The following is a 16,043-nucleotide window of genomic DNA, read 5'->3' as shown; positions in this document are numbered from 1 at the left end:
GAGGCGTGGGTGCGCCAGCTTAACGTGCCGGCGGCCCAGACCCTGAGCCATGGGCGCTACCGAGGGGGAACCGAACGACGACTCGGCGGCCGACAGCAGAACTGACCCCGCCAGTGACGCTCGTGTCGACTACGACTATCAGGGCGGGAGCGTCGCCCGACCGGCGATGGTCGCGGAGCTTCGCGAACGCGTCGAGGGCGACATCCGGTTCGACGAGTACTCCCGGCAGCTGTACGCGACTGACGCCAGCGCGTACGAGGTGACGCCCGTCGGTGTCGTCTACCCCACATCGACCGCCGACGTGGCCGCCGTGATGGACTACTGTGCGACACGCGAGATCCCGGTCCTCCCTCGCGGGGGCGGGACCAGCCTCGCCGGCCAGTCGGTCAACGAGGCCGTCGTCCTCGATTTCACACGACACATGGACGAGCTTCTGTCGGTCGACCACGCGGACCGGCGGGCGACGGCACAGGTTGGGACGACGCTCGGGGACCTGAACGCGGCGCTCGCGCCAGAGGGACTGAAGTTCGCTCCGGACCCGGCCTGGGGCGACAAATCGGCCCTGGGCGGCGCTATCGGGAACAACTCCACCGGCGCCCACTCGCTGCAGTACGGCAAGACCGACCACTATATCGAGTCCTGCGAGGTAGTTCTGGCCGACGGGACGGTGACCACCTTCGGCGAGAGTACTCTAGAACAGCTCCGGGCCGCCGGCGACCCCGACGGCGACCTGGAAGCCCGTATCTACGACGCGGTGGTCCACCTCCTCGATGATGGTGCCGAGGCCATCGAGGAATCGTACCCGCGGCTCAAACGGAACGTCTCGGGGTACAACCTCGACCGCCTGCTGGCAGAGGCCCGCGGGGAGTACGGCGAGGCGGGTAGCGTCAACCTCGCGCGACTGCTGGCCGGCAGCGAGGGGACGCTGGCCATCGTCACGGAGGCGACCGTGGCACTGGAGCCGGTCCCCGAGACGAAGGCCCTCGCGCTGTTGACCTACGACGACCTCGTGACCGCAATGCGGGACGTCGAGCCGATACTCGCACACGACCCCGCGGCCGTCGAGGTGCTCGACGACGTCCTGCTCGGCCTGGCCGCCGAGACCGAGGAGTTCGGTGCTCTCGTCGACGACATCGTCCCCGGCGGGACGGGTGCCATACTGCTGGTCGAGTTCTACGCCGAGGACGACGAGGCCGGAAAACAGAAAGTCGCGGACCTGCTTGCCGACCGCATCGGCGACGTCGATACGGCCGTCGAACCCAGCGACGACGGCGCGACAGTGACCGACGCACCGACCCACGCGTTTCTGGGCCGTGAGGCCCACAGCGACGACGAACGCAAGCGCTTCTGGAAACTGCGGAAATCCGGCCTGCCTATCTTGCTTGGCCGGACCAGCGACGCCAAACACATCAGCTTCATCGAGGACACGGCGGTCCCGCCGGAGAACCTCCCCGAGTACGTCGCGGAGTTCCAGGAGCTCCTGGACGACCAGGGAACCTTCGCCTCCTTCTACGCCCACGCCGGGCCGGGCTGTCTCCACATCCGGCCGCTCGTCGACACCAAGACCGTCGACGGGGTAGCGCGCATGGAGGCCATCGCCGACGGCGCGACCGACCTCGTCCAGAAATACGGCGGGAGCGTCTCCGGCGAGCACGGCGACGGCCGCGCACGGACCCAGTGGAATCATAAACTGTACGGTGACGACGTCTGGGACCTATTTCAGGACCTCAAGCGGACTTTCGACCCCGACTGGCTGCTGAACCCAGGCCAGGTCGTCGGTGTCGACGAGGCCGCCGTCGCCGCCGGCGACGCGCCGCCCCGTGCCCGGACCGTCGATATGACCGAGAACCTCCGCTTCTCGCCGGAGTACGACTTCGAGATGGGCTTTTCCCCGGCGCTGGACTGGCCCAACGAGAACGGGATGGCCGGGATGGTCGAACTCTGTAACGGCTGTGGCGGCTGTCGCGGTCCCCAGGAGACCACCGGCGGCGTGATGTGTCCGACCTACCGAGCGGCCGACGAGGAGAGCACCGCGACACGCGGTCGGGCAAACATGCTTCGGCAGGCCATGAGCGGCGACCTGCCAGACGACCCCACCGACGAGGAGTTCGTCTCGGAGGTGATGGACCTCTGTATCGGCTGCAAGGGGTGTGCGCGGGACTGCCCGAGCGAGGTCGATATGGCGAAGCTCAAGGCCGAGGTCGAGCACGCCCACCACCAGGAGCACGGCGCGACGCTCCGGGACCGCCTCTTCGCGAACGTCGAGACCGTCTCCCGGGTCGGGAGTACGCTCGCGCCGGTCTCGAACTGGGCCGCGAAGCTCCCCGGCAGCGACTATCTCGGCGAGAAACTGCTGGGTATCGCCCGCGAACGCGACCTCCCGACCTTCGAGCGCGAGTCCTTCGAAGCGTGGTGGGCCGACCGCGGCCCCGCCGTCCCCGCCGGCGAGGCCACCCGGCGGGCGCTCCTCTTTCCGGACACGTACAACAACTACAGCCACCCAGAGGTGCTCCGGGCAGCCGTCGAGGTGCTCGAGGCCGCTGGCGTCCACGTCCAGGTTCCCGACGACGTGGGGCCGTCTGGCCGGGCCGCCCACTCGAAGGGCTTTCTCGACGTGGCCCGCGACCGGGCGGCGGCGAACGTCGACGCTCTCGCCCCACGCGTGGCCGATGGCTGGGACCTGGTGGTCGTCGAACCCTCAGACGCGGTGATGGTCCAGTCCGACTATCTGGACCTGCTGGGCCACGACCACGAGGACACGACCACCCTCGCGAACGGGACCTTCGGCGTCTGTGAGTATCTCGACCGGTTCGCGCTCGATAGCGAAATCACGTGGGCAGGGCCCGAGACATCGCTGACCTACCACGGCCACTGCCACCAGAAGGCAGTCACGAAGGACCACCACGCGGTCGGCGTCCTCCGCCGGGCCGGCTACGACGTCGACCCGCTCGACTCGGGCTGCTGTGGGATGGCCGGCTCCTTTGGCTACGAAGCCGAACACTACTCGATGAGCAAGCGTATCGCAGAGATACTCTTCGACCAGGTCCGGTCGAGCGACGGTGCGGAAGTCGTCGCGCCCGGGGCCTCCTGCCGGACACAGCTCGGCGACGGTCCAACCGACGGCCCGGTTCCCCATCCGGTTCAGAAACTGGCAGACGTAGCCCGGATAGCCGACGAGTAGGGGGTCCATTCACAGTGTTTTTATGCTGTCCTCGGGTCTTACGATGTAGATGTCACGCGCGGTCGTCGCCACACTCGCTGTTCTCTTGCTTGTTGGGAGCCTCGCCGCATCACCGGCAGTGGCCACATCGAACGCCGACCGATTGCAGACGCCGGACCAGTTCGACACGACGACGTTCCGCGTCACGCTCTACGAGAACGGGTCGGCGACCTGGACGATAGAACACTACCAGCCCCTGGAGACCCAAAACGAGACCGAGCAGTTCCGGGCCTACGCGTCGAACTTCGAGGACAACGAAACGGAGCTCTACCGGAATTTGGTCGACGACGCCGAGGCGCTCACGCGGGTCGGGACGAACGAAACCGGCCGGCAGATGGACGCCCGGAACTTCCAGCGGTCGGCCGGTGTCGAACCGGCACAGGACCGGGGGACGGTCCAGATGTCGTTCCTGTGGGAGAACTTCGCCCAGACCTACGACGAGCGGGTGGTCGTCAGTGACGTGTTCGAGGACGGGTTCTACCTGCGTTCCCAACAGCGGATGGTGTTCGAGCACGACACCTCGATGGTGTTTACCGCCGCCGAGCCAGAACCGGACTCCCTGGGTACCCCCCAGTCGCTGGCAGACAGCCAGTCGATAACGTACGTCGGCGAGCGGTCGTTCAACGACAACCGCCCGTACGTCGAGCTGGGTCCCCCCTCGTCAGCGCAGGGTACGCCGACCGAGAACGAGACGACCGTCGCTGCGAGCGCCGGCGAGAGTATGTGGCAGTTCGCGCTCGTACTGGCCGTCGTCGCGCTGGGCGTGGTCGCCGCCGCGGCCTGGCGGTCCGGGGCTGCAGGGGCGGTCCTCGGGGGTAACGATGCGGACGGCGGGTCCGGGACGGAGTCGGTAAGCGAACCGACAGCCGATACCGCCGTCGAAGAGCCAGAACTGCTCAACGACGACGACCGCGTAATCAAGCTCCTGGAGGAGAACGGCGGTCGGATGAAGCAGGTCGACATCGTCCAGACGACCGACTGGTCCAAATCCAAGGTCAGTATGCTCCTCTCAGATATGGAAGAGGAGGGCGACATCAGCAAGCTCCGGGTGGGCCGTGAGAACATCATCAGCCTCGCCGGCGAGGAGCCAGACGCGGCCGGCTCTCCCTTCGACGAGGAGTGAGAAACCCACACAGGGCGCTTCCGAAACGGAATCGTTATAGGTACCTCTGCCCTTGCAATCAATGTACGCTCTGGTGGTGTAGTCCGGCCAATCATATCACCCTCTCACGGTGATGACCAGGGTTCAAATCCCTGCCGGAGCATTTTGCTGCGAACAATCCGTGAGCAGCAAATGGTGTCCAGGGATTTGAACCCTATCAGTCGCGCGCAGCGAACAGCGTGAGCGAGCACGTCTGATTCCGGTTCAAATCCCGAGAGACTCGCCCCGCGAGTCTCTCGGCGTTCGCAAACCGAAGGTTTGCTCACTCCCTGACCGAGCATTCTTCAGCAGTAACGTGGCGAGCGATAGCGGGGCCGTTCGTAGTCGTTTATTCGACAAGTGAGCAAAGTCAGAGCGGCGGTTCTTTCACCGGTGACACCGACCGACAGGTATGTCTGTTCCGCTCGCACCGACGCTCGTCGCCATCGTCGCTCTGCTCGGGTGTAGCGCCTTCTTTTCCAGCAGCGAGACGGCGCTGTTCTCGCTCTCTCGGGAGTGGTTGGCCGACGCGGCCGAGACCGACCGGCGGGCGGCCGCCGTCGCTGACGTCCTCGAGGACCCACACAGACTGCTGGTCACACTGCTTGTCGGGAACAACGTCGTCAATATCACGCTGTCGAGTCTCCTGACCGCGGTGCTGGTCGACCGGCTCGACCCGGGGCTGGCCGTCCTCGCCACGACGGTCGTCGCCAGTACGGTCATCCTGATTGCCGGGGAAATCATCCCCAAGTCCTACGGTCTGGGCCACGCCCAGACGTTCGCGCTGCGTGTCATCCGGCCGCTGCGGTACGTCAGCCTCCTGCTGTATCCGGTCGTCGTCGTCTTCGACCTGCTCACCAGGACCATGTCGGACAGTATCGGGGGCCAGCAGTCTATCGAGCAGACCTACGACGAAGTACAGTGAGACTGTCGGCTGTCCGTCCGCGGAGCGCCGAGTTCGACCGCACTGAGACAGCCGATAGGAGAAGAGAGAAAGAGCGACCCGCGGTCAGGCACCGCCCCACGACTCGCGACAGTCCTCGTCACAGAAATGGGCCGTCTCGACACCGTCGTCCTCCACCCACGTTATCACGCGGTGTGTCACCTCGTTGGCTATGACGGCGTCACACACCGCGCAGTTCGGGGCATCCTCCTCGTCGATATCTTCGTGGTGATCCGATGTTGGGTCGACCATCTTACCGGAGCGTGGTCGTCGCCCTACTTAATCTCACATACTCGCCCCCGAGAAGCAGTCAACCCCGCTACTGCTTCAGGAACGTCGTGTCGGGCCGTCCCGCCGGTCGACCTCGCTTAGCTCTAGGGCTCCGGGCTGGGGGCTGAGCCGCTTACCACCGAGGCGCTTCGCGCCTCGCCGTCGCCGCTCCGCTTCGAGAGCTCTCTCCGTTCGGTGTCTCGCTACCGGTCCCGGGTCACGCTCTCCCCGGGTGTCGTCGTCGCGCCCGCCGAGAGCACGACGCCGGCGTCGAGACTGGTGTTGATAGCGGTCCGGACGCCGTCACCGGCGACCACACCGAACTTCCGGCGACCCGTCGAGACGCGGTCGCCCTTGACCGTCATCTTCACCGGCTCGCCGTCGTGGCGGAGGTTCGCGACCTGTGTGCTCGCGCCCAGGTTCACGTCGGTACCGAGCACGCTGTCGCCGACGTATGAGACGTGTGGGACGTTCGAGTCGGCCATCACGACGCTGTTCTTGATTTCGACGCCGTGGCCGACGTGGGTGTCCTCGCCGAGTGCCGTGGCGCCGCGGACGTACGCGTTCGGGCCGACTGTCGCACCGGCACGGACGAGGGCCGGCCCCTCGATGACGACGCCGGGCTCGATGACTGCGCCCGCCTCGACGACCACGTCTCCGCGCAGGTCGGCGTCGCCGCGGATATCGCCGTCGATTCGGCGGTCGAGCTCGCCGACTTTCCACTCGTTGGCTTCCAGCAGCTCCCAGGGTCGGCCCACGTCGAGCCATCGGTCGACCTCGACGGCGGTGACGTCGTAGGCCTCTATGACCTGCGTGACGACGTCGGTTATCTCCCGTTCGCCCCGCTCGCTCATCTCGACGTCGAGCCACTCGCGGGCCTCGGCGGGGAAGACGTACGCGCCGGCGTTGGCCAGTTCCGTGGGCGGGTCAGCGGGCTTCTCGATGATGGCGGTGACCCTGTCACCGTCCGTCGAGAGGACGCCGTAGTTCGACGGGTCCGGGACCTGGTAGGCGGCGATAGACGGCGCCGCGTCGAAGAGGCTGGAGAGGCTCGCCTCGTCGTAGAGGTTGTCCCCGTTCAGGACGGCGAAGGGTCCGTCCAGATACTCGCGGGCGGCGTCGACGGCGTCGGCGGTTCCCAGTTGCTCTTCCTGCACGGCGAACTCGACCGGAACGCCGCCGTAGCTGTCGCCGAAGAACTCCCGAACCGCGTCGGCCTCGTAGCCGACCACGAAGATGAGCTCCTCCGCCCCGGCCGCGATGGCCGTGTCCGCAGTGTGGGCGACCAGCGGCCGGTCGGCCACGGGGAGCATCGGTTTCGGTGTGTTTTCCGTTAGCGGACGCATCCGCGTCCCTTCGCCAGCGGCGAGTACGACTGCTTGCATACGTTGTCGGACTCACGGCCCCGGAAAATAGCTACCGCTATGCCATTTGTTCTCATGTTCTTCCGAACGCCGGAGCGCTGAAAGAAGGACAGCAGTTGCTCACGAGTTTGTTCGCAGCAAAATGCTCGGTCAGGGATTTGAACCCGATTGCGAGACTCACTGCGTTCGTCTCGCGTGATTCAAATCCCTTCATTACACAGCCGCGGCTCGCGGATTTGCTCGCGGTTACACCGCTCGCTCTATCGAGACGTTCCGTTGGTCACGTCTCGTGCTCGCCGCAGGAATGTGCTCGGTCAGGGATTTTAACCGGACTCAGACGGTCCGGGTCGCTCACTTCGTTCGCTTCCCGGGCTGGGACTGATAGGGTTCAAATCCCCGCACAGCAGTCGCTCACGAGTTTGTTCGCGACAGCAATGTGCTCGGTCAGGGATTTGAACCCTGGTCCTCGGCTCGAAAGGCCAAGATGATTGGCCGGACTACACCAACCGAGCGTACATCCGGATTTCGGGTACACCAATTTAACCCCATCGAAATCTCCACTACCTGTGGCGCGGTGACACGGCACCCGATGGCCGTGCCCTGGGCGGGTCAGCCGGGGCGGGTGCTGACTTACTTGCCCTCGAACTCGGGGTCACGGTCCTCGGTGAAGGCGGTCAGCCCCTCCATGAGGTCCTCCGTGTTGAACAGGTGCCCGAAGGCCTGTGACTCGACCTCCAGACCGGCCTCTTCGTCGACGCGGCCGGCGTGCATCGCGCGCTTCGTGAAGTCCATCGCGATGGGTGGGCCGGCGGCGAGGTCACGGGCCAGTTCCTCGGCCGCGTCCAGCAACTCGTCGCTGCTGGTGACCTCGTTGACGAAGCCGTAGTCGGCCATCTCCGCGGCGTCGTAGCGCTCGGCGGTGAAGATAATCTCCTTGGCACGGCCCTCGCCGACGATGTTTGCGAGTCGCTGGGTGCCGCCCCAGCCGGGCAACAGCCCGAGATTGTGTTCGGGCTGGCCGAACTGTGAGCTCTCGGAGGCGACGCGCATATCGGCGGCGGTGGCCAGTTCCATCCCGCCCCCGAGCGTGTAACCGTCGATGCCGGCGACGACGGGCATCGGAGATGCCTCGAACTTGCCGAAGGTCTCCTGACCCTGTTTCGAGAGCTCGACGCCGTCGAGCGTCGTCGCGTTGGTCGCGGCCGACTGGACGTCCGCGCCCGCGGAGAACGCTCGGTCGCCTGCGCCTGTCAGTAGAATCGAGCGGACGTCGTCGTCCTCGTCGAGCTGGTCGATGGCGTCGGCGAGTTCGTCCAGCATCTCCGCGCTGACCGTGTTCATTCGGTGTGGCCGGTCGAGTTCGATGTGGCCCACGTGGCCGTCGAGTACGTCGACGTTGATCGTGTCGTAGGTGACCGCACTTTCGTCGTCGCCGCCGTAGAAGCCACCTTCGGCGGCGGCGTCGGTCAGTCCGTCAGAGAGTTCGTAGCGCTCCTCTCCGGTCTGGTCGTAGACTTCCTCTAGCGTCTCGACGAGCGCCTCGAGACCGGCGTTGTCGGCCATCTTCGCGGGACCATCGGGGAAGCCGCCGCCGAGCATCACGGCCTCGTCGATGTCGGCGACCGGAGCCACGTCGTTCTCGACGAGCTTGCCGGTCTCGTTTGCCATCACGGCGAGCAGGCGGTGTTTGACCTCTTCGCTGGCCTGGTCGCGCGGGATGTCAGCACCGCCGTCCTCGTAGTCGTAGAAGCCCTCGCCGGTCTTCTTGCCGAGCTTCTCGTCTTCGACTTTCGCTTCCAGCAGCGGGCAGGGGTCGTAGGCCTCGCCCAGCGTCTCGTGCATGTACTCCAGGACGTGGAGTCCGACGTCGTTACCGACCTGGTCCGAGAGTTCGAGCGCGCCCATCGGGAGCCCGATGTCGAACTTCGTCGTCGAGTCGACCTCGGCGATGGTGGCCACGTCGTCGTGGACGAGCCAGCAGGCCTCGTTCATCAGCGGGACCAGTATGCGGTTGACGATGAACCCCGGCGAATCCTTCCGGACGCGAACCGGGCTCTTGCCGAAGTCCTCGGCGAGTTCCTCGATGGTGTCCAGCGTCTCGTCGCTGGTGTGGGCACCGGTGATGACCTCGACGAGCTGCATCCGCACCGGTGGATTGAAGAAGTGCATCCCGCAGAACTGCTCGGGGCGTTCGGTCACCTCCGAGAGTTCGGTGATAGAGAGACTGGAGGTGTTGGTAGCGAAGATGGCCTCCTCTGGAGCGTGCTGTTCGACATCGGTATAGACGTCCTTCTTTATCTCCATCTTCTCCGGGACGGCCTCGATGACGACGTCGGCGTCGCCGACCGCCGCCTCGACGTCGACAAGCGCTGTGACCCGTTCGAGCGCGGCGTCGGCCTCGTCCTGGGTGAGCTGGTCCTTCTCGGCGAGTTTGTTCAGCGACCACTCGATGTTGTCGTACCCGTCCTGAACGAACTCCTCTTTGATGTCGCGCATCCTGACCTCGTAGCCCGCAAGCGCGGCGACCTCGGCGATGCCGTGGCCCATGTTGCCCGCGCCGAGCACCGCGACCGTCTCGATGTCCTCGAAATCCATGACATGTGTCCCCACTGGCGGCCGACGTTTCAACGTTTCTCTCCCCGAGAAACCGCCCCCGAGTTTATCAGGGCGGCACCGTCGCGACGCAGTCGCTATCGAGGACAAAGACCATCTTACCGCGCTGAGCGATGTGGGTGCTCGTCACGCTCGCTGACGTACCCAGTGACTAACTAAGCGCGCTGGCGTCCACGCTCCACCATGGACCGACAGTCCCCACTCGACAGCATGGAAGCGTGGTTCGAACAGATGAGCAAGCAGTTCGAGACAGCTGCGGACCGCTGGGGGACCGGTCTTGAACCGTGGTCGGAGGGGATGAGCCAGCCGCGCATCGACATGGCCGAGGACGACGAGCAGTACACAGTCGTCGCCGATATGCCCGGCTTCGGGAAAGACGACATCGAGGTGTACGTCACCGATAACACGCTCGCCATCGAGGCCGAACAGCGCGACGAGACGGTGGCCGAGGAGGCGAACTATATCCAGCAAGAGCGCACGCACCAGTCATTGTCACGGCGCATCACGCTTCCCAGCGACGCCGACACCGAGACCATCTCCGCGTCGATGGACGACGGGGTGTTGACTATCACCGTCTCCAGGGTCGAACCGCTCGACAGCGGTCACCAGATAGATATCGAGTGAGTCTCGGGGGAATTACGTTCCCACTGTTTTTAAGCCCGTCCGGCGGTGAGATATTCGTATGAACGGTGGGTGCCATCTCTCGCCGGTTCGAATCGGCAGTCAGCGACGCCGCTCGGAGTCGCGTCGCTGTTGTTGAGGGTCGGTCTTTTCCCCGATAGCACAGCTGTCGATTGCTCCCACCGACCCCACAATGTTCGAAACACTCAGGGACGACGTCCGCACGGCACTGGCCAAGGACCCCGCGGCGAGCAGTGCCGCGGCCGTCGTCCTCACGTACCCTGGCCTGCACGCCGTCTGGCTGTACCGCCTCGCCCACGCGCTGTGGGCGAACGACCACGAGTTTGCGGCCCGGCTCGTCTCACATCTGAGCCGACTCCTGACCGGCGTCGAGATACATCCCGGCGCCGAGGTCGGCGACCGACTGTTCATCGACCACGGGATGGCCACCGTCATCGGCGAGACGTCCGTCGTCGGCGACGACGTGTTACTGTACCACGGCGTGACGCTGGGCGGAAAGTCCATGCGTCGCGAGAAGCGCCACCCCACGCTCGAAGACGGCGTCACGATAGGCGCCAACGCCACGCTCATCGGACCCGTCACCATCGGCGAGAACGCGACGGTCGGTGCGGGCGCCGTCGTCGTCGACGACGTCCCCCCGGAGACGACGGTCGTCGGGAACCCCGCACGCCCCATCGACGACGATACGTCCGAACCCCAATCCCCCGCAGTCGCTGACGGGAGCGGTAGCGAGGCAGACTGACGGGAGGTCTCGGAGCGAAGCGGCGACCAGTAGGAGCCACGGAGCAGAGGAATAGGTTCTTCATCGACTGGTCGCTATCACCCGCTGATGACGGATTCGCCCCACGAATTCCTGCGTGAGGACCCAGACATCGGCCCGCTCGTCGACGCCCACGGCGAACTGACGCTCGACCCCGCAGAGGACCTCTTTCGGCGACTGGTCGTCTCTATCTGTCGCCAGCAGGTGTCGATGGCGTCGGCCGCGGCTACCCGCGACCGGCTGTTCGAGGCCGTCGAGATGACGCCAGCCGGCGTTCTGGCAGCAGACGACACGCTCCTCGAGGAGGCCGGCCTCTCGCGCCAGAAGACGCGCTACGTGAACGAGGTGGCAGCGGCATTCGAGGAACAGGGCTACTCGGTCGAGTACTTCGACGGGCTGGCCGACGACGCCGTCCGGGACGAACTCACGGCAATCACCGGCGTCGGTGAGTGGACCGCCAATATGCAACTCCTGTTCTCGCTGGGTCGCGAGGACGTGTTCCCCGTCGGCGACCTCGGGGTTCGAAAGGGATTCACGAACGTCGTGGGCGAGGGGTATAGCCGGTCGGAGATGGTCGAGTACGCAAAGCGCTGGGCACCCTACCGGAGTTACGCGACGCTATACCTCTGGCGGGCGGAGGAGGATATCGCAGAGAGTGTGGCGGAAGTACAGACCGACTGAGACGAGTTTTCGCTGCTCGCGGTTCGCTCCACTCACCGCTCGCTCGTGTCGAGCTATCTCTCCGGTCGATACCTCGCTACTCCACGGTTCGCTTCGTTCACCGTTCCGTCGAGGAACGCTCCTGAAACTCGCGTTCCTCGCTACTCTTCGGAGTCTTCCTCTTCCTCGGTGTCGACCTCGCGCTCGGCGTCGGCCCGATGGTTGACGTCGACCTGGTAGTGCTTGAGGATGTCCCGGCCCAGCAACACCTGGTAGTCCATGTGCGCTCTGTCCTCGACGCTCGCTGTGACGGTGTGCTGGGTGCCGCCCAGGCCGACGACGAGGTCGACGACCGGCCGGGAGCGGCCCGACTTGAGGCTGCCCGACTTTATCTTCACGATGTCGAGGATGGGGCCGGTCCCGATTTCTGCGGCGAGTTCGGCGTCGATACTCGTCCGGGTCGCGCCGGTGTCGGACTTGGCGAGTACGGTCTTGTTGCCCCTGGTGCCGGAGACGACGACCTCCTCGATGTAGCCGACCACGACGTTCTCTGCGCGCTTCTGTTTCGGTTTCGCGGGCATCGCGGCGGGCCGGGAGTCGTCGAGCCGGTCGGCGAGGCGCTCAACCTCGCTGTCGGGGACACTCCCACCTGCTCGCTGGATAGCGCGCTGGGCGATGTAGGGCGCGGGGCAGACGCCACTGGCCTCGAAGAGGCCGCGAAAGCCCGCCGTCGGGTTGACTTCCAGGACGTAGTAGCCGTCCTCGCCCTGGACGATGTCGACGCCGGCGTAGTCGAGGCCGATGGCGTCGACGGCCTCGAGCGCCATTTGGCCGACCTCGGTTGGCAGCCGTCCGGTCATGTCCTCGACTTCGCCGCCAAGCGCGACGTTGGTTCGCCACTCGCCCTCCGGCGCGTAGCGGTTCATCGCGGCCACGATGCGGTCGCCGACGACGTACACCCGGAGATCGTGGTGGCGCTGCTCGTCGTGGTCCAGATACTCCTGCAGGAAGGCGTGGCGGTCTCCGACCTGTGCGTTGACCGGGTCGTCGAGTTCGACCATCCAGGTACCGCCGCCGTGGGTACCGATAGCCGTCTTGTACACCGCGCGGTCGCCAAAGCGGGCGCGCTCTTCGTTGAGCCGTTCGTTCGAGAGCGCGAGGACGGCGTCGGGTATCGGGACCCCGGCCTCGGCCAGCGCCGCGGCACTGGCGAACTTGTGCAGCGCCGTCGTCGCCGCCATCGGCTCGTTCAGCATCGGGGTGAGATTCGAGAGCGTCAGCGCCAGCCCGACACCCTCCATGGGATGCTCGTCGTTCGAGAGGAGGAGTCGGTTGGCGATGACGTCCACATCAGGTTCCAGGGTCATACTCCCCGCACGGGCTCGCACAGTCGTGTTCTCCTCGCGGAGCCACGCGGTGTCGTAGCCCATCTCGTCGGCGGCATTGAGAATCGCCTTGGTCTCCTTGCTGGAGTGGAGGCTCAACACGCCGACCGTGATGTCGTCACTCATTGGCCACTAGTTCCGAGGGTGCCAGCAAAGGTCTGGCGGGTCCGCTGTCCGGAGGTTTATATAGGCCGTGTCACAGTTGTAGCTGCATGGACGAGGCCGAACCGTTCACGTACGACGGGGGGCGGGTGGACCCGGGCGAGACACAGAACGTCCGGTACACCGTCAGCGAGACGTATCTCGGAGACCCCGTGCGGATGCCTGTGACGATTATCAACGGAGAACGCCCGGGGCCGACTGGCTTCCTCTCGGCGGCGGCCCACGGCGACGAACTCAACGGCATCGAAGTCGTCCGGGAGGTCGCCCACGAGTGGGATCTGGGCGAGCTGGCGGGGACGCTCGTCTGTCTCCCCGTCCTGAACGTGCCGGCCTTTCTGGCACAGGAGCGGTATCTCCCCATCTACGACCGCGACCTCAACCGCTCGTTTCCGGGGGACCCGGAATCGACGAGCGCCAAGCGGATGGCCCACCGCGTGTTCCGGAACTTCGTCGCCCCCTGTGACTTCGGACTGGATTTCCACACCTCCACGCGCGGGCGGACCAACACGCTCCACGTCCGGGCCGATATGGACGACGGGCCCGTTGCCCGGGTCGCGAAGGCTTTCGCGTCGAACGTCATCATCTCCTCGGAGGGACCCTCGGGCTCGCTCCGGCGGGAGGCCAGCCGGATGGACACGCCCACCATCACGATAGAGATGGGAGAGGCCCACCGATTCCAGCGGCCGCTTATCGACAGCGCGCTCGACAGCGTCCGGTCTGTCCTGGCGGAGTTCGGAATGCTCGACACCGAGGTCGTGCGCTGGCCCGGCTGGCGCACCGTCATCGAAAACCACGACGAGAAGACCTGGATTCGGGCCGACGCGGGCGGCCTCGTCGATATGCACCACGAGCGGGGCGGGCTGGTCTACGAGGACGAGATTATCTGTACCATCGCGAACCCGTTCAAGACCGACAGCACCACCGTCAGAGCACCCTTCACCGGATTGCTGGTCGGAGTCCTGGAGAACCCGCTGGTGTATCCGGGGAACCCGCTCTGTCACCTCGTCCACCTGGACGAGCGCACCCTTCGCGCGCTCGAACGGAGCCGCGAAGAACCGGTGTTCAGTGCCAACCCTGAACACCCCCCAGCGCGGTGAACGGACGCCCGATTTCGTGGCCGATTATTTTCCATGCAAACAACCTGACGGGGCCGGTGGCCCTGATTCCGGCGAAAGGCGTGCGCGGTAGTAACTACTATCTGTCCCCGGACTAAGCCACCTGTATGAGTCAGTCTTACAATCGTGGCACCGTCGAGGACTTCGGGCGGTGGCGGGAGTTCTCGGCCGGGATGTGGGCCTGGATTTTCCACAAGTTCACCGGCTGGGTGCTCGTGGGCTACCTGTTCACCCACATCGCCGTCCTGAGTACCTCTCTGGGTGGCGCCGAGCTGTATACGAGCACGCTCCAGGGGCTCGAAGCCTTGCTGGTCGTTCGATTCCTCGAAGTCGGACTGCTGGCCGTCGCTGTCTTCCATATCCTGAACGGCGTCCGTCTGCTGATGGTCGATCTGGGCGTCGGACTGGAGGCACAGGACAAGAGCTTCTACGCGTCGATGGTGCTGACGGGCGCCATCACCGTCGCGAGCATTCCGACCTTCCTCGGGGGGCCGCTGGCATAATGGCGGAACACTACTCCTCCTTCGAGCGAGGCGGTCGCCGCTGGCTGCTTCAGCGGCTGACAGCGGTGTTCCTCATCGGTGTGCTGGCGTTCCACTTCCTCCTGCTACACTTCGCGAACCACGCCGCCGACATCACCTTCGCCGGCACACAGGCACGGATGAGTCAGGTCGGCTACTTCGCGACGATGTGGCTGTTCCTCGTGACGGCGACGTTCCACGGCGTCAACGGCGTCTACAACGCGCTGGTCAACCAGGGTATCGACGGCACCCAGAAGACCGCCGTCAAGTGGGTGCTGGTCGTCGCCAGTCTGCTGCTGGTCGCACAGGGGACGAGAGTCGCACTCGCAATGAACGGGTTCCTATAATGAGTACACAGATAGAACAACAGGAGACGGAGACCGAACAGGAAGAGCAGGAACCGGACGTCGAGTCGCCAGGAGAGCGGCGCCGAGCGGAGAAGCGCGAACGGGAGGCAGAGCGACAGGCCCAGCGTGAGACAGAGGAAGCGACGCTGGACGACGAAGAGACAGTGCTCCTCAAAGTGTTCCGCTACGACCCGGAGGTCGAGGGCAAGCAGGAACCGCGCTTCGACGACTTCCGCGTCCCGTTCCACAAGGGGATGACCGTCCTCGACGCGCTCATCTACGCCCGGGACGAGTACGACTCTTCTCTTACCTTCCGACATTCCTGCAGACAGGCAGTGTGTGGGTCGGACGCCCTGTTCGTGAACGGGAGTCAGATGCTGGGTTGCAAGACACAGCTCGCGGATCTGGAATCGCCGGTTCGCATCGAACCGCTCCCCCACCAGGAGGTCGTCAAGGACCTCGTCGTGGACATGGAGCACTTCTACGACCAGATGCACGCCGTCGAGCCGTACTTCGACGCCGACGAGACGCCCGAAGACGAGCTCGAAGAACAGCGCCAGAGCCGGGAGAACCGCGAGAAGGTGAAGATGTCCACGCGGTGTATCTGGTGTGGCGCCTGTATGTCTTCCTGTAACATCGCCGCCGGCGACAACGAATATCTCGGTCCCGCGGCCATCAACAAGGCCTACCGGTTCGCGATGGACGAACGCGAAGGCGAGGACCGCAAACAGGAACGCCTGCGTATCATCGAACAGGAACACGGCGTCTGGCGGTGCCAGACCCAGTTCTCCTGTACCGAGGTGTGTCCCAAGGACATCCCGCTGACCGAGCACATCCAGGAGCTGAAACGCGAAGCAGTCAAGAACAACCTCAAGTTCTGGTAGTCCTAAGGACCGCCAG

14 protein-coding genes and 2 tRNA genes are annotated in these 16,043 nt (G+C 65.1%); 11 read left to right on the top strand and 5 right to left on the bottom strand.

All coding sequences use genetic code 11. The features are described from left to right. Nucleotides 1–49: 49 nt before the first annotated feature. From EGD98_RS05775 to EGD98_RS05760, 4 genes are all read left to right on the top strand, one after another. On the top strand, nucleotides 50–3,181 hold the full coding sequence (locus EGD98_RS05775; RefSeq protein WP_220587397.1) for an FAD-binding and (Fe-S)-binding domain-containing protein: 3,132 nt from the start codon (nucleotides 50–52) through the stop codon (nucleotides 3,179–3,181). A 49-nt stretch (nucleotides 3,182–3,230) separates the two neighbouring features. After that, the gene (locus EGD98_RS05770; RefSeq protein ID WP_220587396.1) at nucleotides 3,231–4,343 is read left to right on the top strand and encodes a helix-turn-helix transcriptional regulator; all 1,113 of its coding nucleotides are present in this window, start codon (nucleotides 3,231–3,233) and stop codon (nucleotides 4,341–4,343) included. Between the two features lie 67 nt (nucleotides 4,344–4,410). Next, nucleotides 4,411–4,485, top strand: a tRNA-Glu gene (locus tag EGD98_RS05765). A gap of 288 nt (nucleotides 4,486–4,773) precedes the next feature. Beyond that, nucleotides 4,774–5,286: a DUF21 domain-containing protein gene (locus EGD98_RS05760; RefSeq protein ID WP_220587395.1), complete on the top strand. Its 513-nt coding sequence runs from the start codon at nucleotides 4,774–4,776 to the stop codon at nucleotides 5,284–5,286. Between the two features lie 84 nt (nucleotides 5,287–5,370). Here the strand turns inward: EGD98_RS05760 and EGD98_RS05755 are convergent, their stop codons facing one another. The 4 genes from EGD98_RS05755 to EGD98_RS05740 all read right to left on the bottom strand — a co-directional run bounded on the left by EGD98_RS05755 (nucleotide 5,371) and on the right by EGD98_RS05740 (nucleotide 9,533). Continuing rightward, nucleotides 5,371–5,556, bottom strand: a complete 186-nt coding sequence (locus EGD98_RS05755) for a DUF7576 family protein (RefSeq protein ID WP_220587394.1) — start codon at nucleotides 5,554–5,556, stop codon at nucleotides 5,371–5,373. A 221-nt stretch (nucleotides 5,557–5,777) separates the two neighbouring features. Then, the gene (gene glmU, locus EGD98_RS05750) at nucleotides 5,778–6,959 is read right to left on the bottom strand and encodes a bifunctional sugar-1-phosphate nucleotidylyltransferase/acetyltransferase (RefSeq protein ID WP_220587393.1); all 1,182 of its coding nucleotides are present in this window, start codon (nucleotides 6,957–6,959) and stop codon (nucleotides 5,778–5,780) included. Between the two features lie 416 nt (nucleotides 6,960–7,375). Beyond that, nucleotides 7,376–7,450: transfer RNA gene (locus EGD98_RS05745), tRNA-Glu, on the bottom strand. A 118-nt stretch (nucleotides 7,451–7,568) separates the two neighbouring features. Beyond that, nucleotides 7,569–9,533 carry a 3-hydroxyacyl-CoA dehydrogenase/enoyl-CoA hydratase family protein gene (locus EGD98_RS05740; protein ID WP_220587392.1) on the bottom strand — a complete coding sequence of 655 codons (1,965 nt, stop codon included), beginning with the start codon at nucleotides 9,531–9,533 and terminating at the stop codon, nucleotides 7,569–7,571. A 201-nt stretch (nucleotides 9,534–9,734) separates the two neighbouring features. Here EGD98_RS05740 and EGD98_RS05735 point away from each other — a divergent pair, with 201 nt between their 5' ends. The 3 genes from EGD98_RS05735 (at nucleotide 9,735) to EGD98_RS05725 (ending at nucleotide 11,634) form a co-directional block, all read left to right on the top strand. Continuing rightward, nucleotides 9,735–10,175, top strand: coding sequence for an Hsp20/alpha crystallin family protein (locus EGD98_RS05735; RefSeq protein WP_220587391.1), 441 nt, complete (start codon nucleotides 9,735–9,737; stop codon nucleotides 10,173–10,175). 190 nt (nucleotides 10,176–10,365) lie between these two features. Beyond that, nucleotides 10,366–10,935, top strand: a complete 570-nt coding sequence (gene cysE / locus EGD98_RS05730) for a serine O-acetyltransferase (protein WP_220587390.1) — start codon at nucleotides 10,366–10,368, stop codon at nucleotides 10,933–10,935. 87 nt (nucleotides 10,936–11,022) lie between these two features. Further along, on the top strand, nucleotides 11,023–11,634 hold the full coding sequence (locus tag EGD98_RS05725) for a DNA-3-methyladenine glycosylase family protein (protein WP_220587389.1): 612 nt from the start codon (nucleotides 11,023–11,025) through the stop codon (nucleotides 11,632–11,634). A 140-nt stretch (nucleotides 11,635–11,774) separates the two neighbouring features. Here EGD98_RS05725 and EGD98_RS05720 read toward each other — a convergent pair whose 3' ends face one another. After that, nucleotides 11,775–13,124 (bottom strand): RimK family alpha-L-glutamate ligase, encoded by a 1,350-nt coding sequence (locus EGD98_RS05720; protein ID WP_220587388.1) that lies wholly within the window; start codon nucleotides 13,122–13,124, stop codon nucleotides 11,775–11,777. 86 nt (nucleotides 13,125–13,210) lie between these two features. Between EGD98_RS05720 and EGD98_RS05715 the strand changes: the two genes are divergently transcribed. The 4 genes from EGD98_RS05715 (at nucleotide 13,211) to EGD98_RS05700 (ending at nucleotide 16,027) form a co-directional block, all read left to right on the top strand. Continuing rightward, complete coding sequence (locus EGD98_RS05715; RefSeq protein ID WP_220587387.1) at nucleotides 13,211–14,257, top strand: succinylglutamate desuccinylase/aspartoacylase family protein; 1,047 nt, start codon at nucleotides 13,211–13,213, stop codon at nucleotides 14,255–14,257. Nucleotides 14,258–14,382: 125 nt separating this feature from the next. Then, on the top strand, nucleotides 14,383–14,778 hold the full coding sequence (sdhC, locus tag EGD98_RS05710) for a succinate dehydrogenase, cytochrome b556 subunit (protein ID WP_220587386.1): 396 nt from the start codon (nucleotides 14,383–14,385) through the stop codon (nucleotides 14,776–14,778). Next, complete coding sequence (locus EGD98_RS05705; protein WP_220587385.1) at nucleotides 14,778–15,143, top strand: succinate dehydrogenase hydrophobic membrane anchor subunit; 366 nt, start codon at nucleotides 14,778–14,780, stop codon at nucleotides 15,141–15,143. The genes sdhC and EGD98_RS05705 overlap by 1 nt, the downstream gene beginning before the upstream one ends. Next, complete coding sequence (locus tag EGD98_RS05700) at nucleotides 15,143–16,027, top strand: succinate dehydrogenase/fumarate reductase iron-sulfur subunit (RefSeq protein ID WP_220587384.1); 885 nt, start codon at nucleotides 15,143–15,145, stop codon at nucleotides 16,025–16,027. Before EGD98_RS05705 ends, EGD98_RS05700 begins: the two co-directional genes overlap by 1 nt. Nucleotides 16,028–16,043 lie beyond the last annotated feature (16 nt).

Origin of the sequence: Haloarcula salinisoli, from assembly GCF_019599405.1 — an archaeon.
GTDB classification, from domain to species: Archaea; Halobacteriota; Halobacteria; order Halobacteriales; family Haloarculaceae; genus Haloarcula; species Haloarcula salinisoli.
The sequence above is the reverse complement of the archived record's forward strand: the minus strand, read 5'-3'. Positions and strand labels throughout refer to the sequence as shown.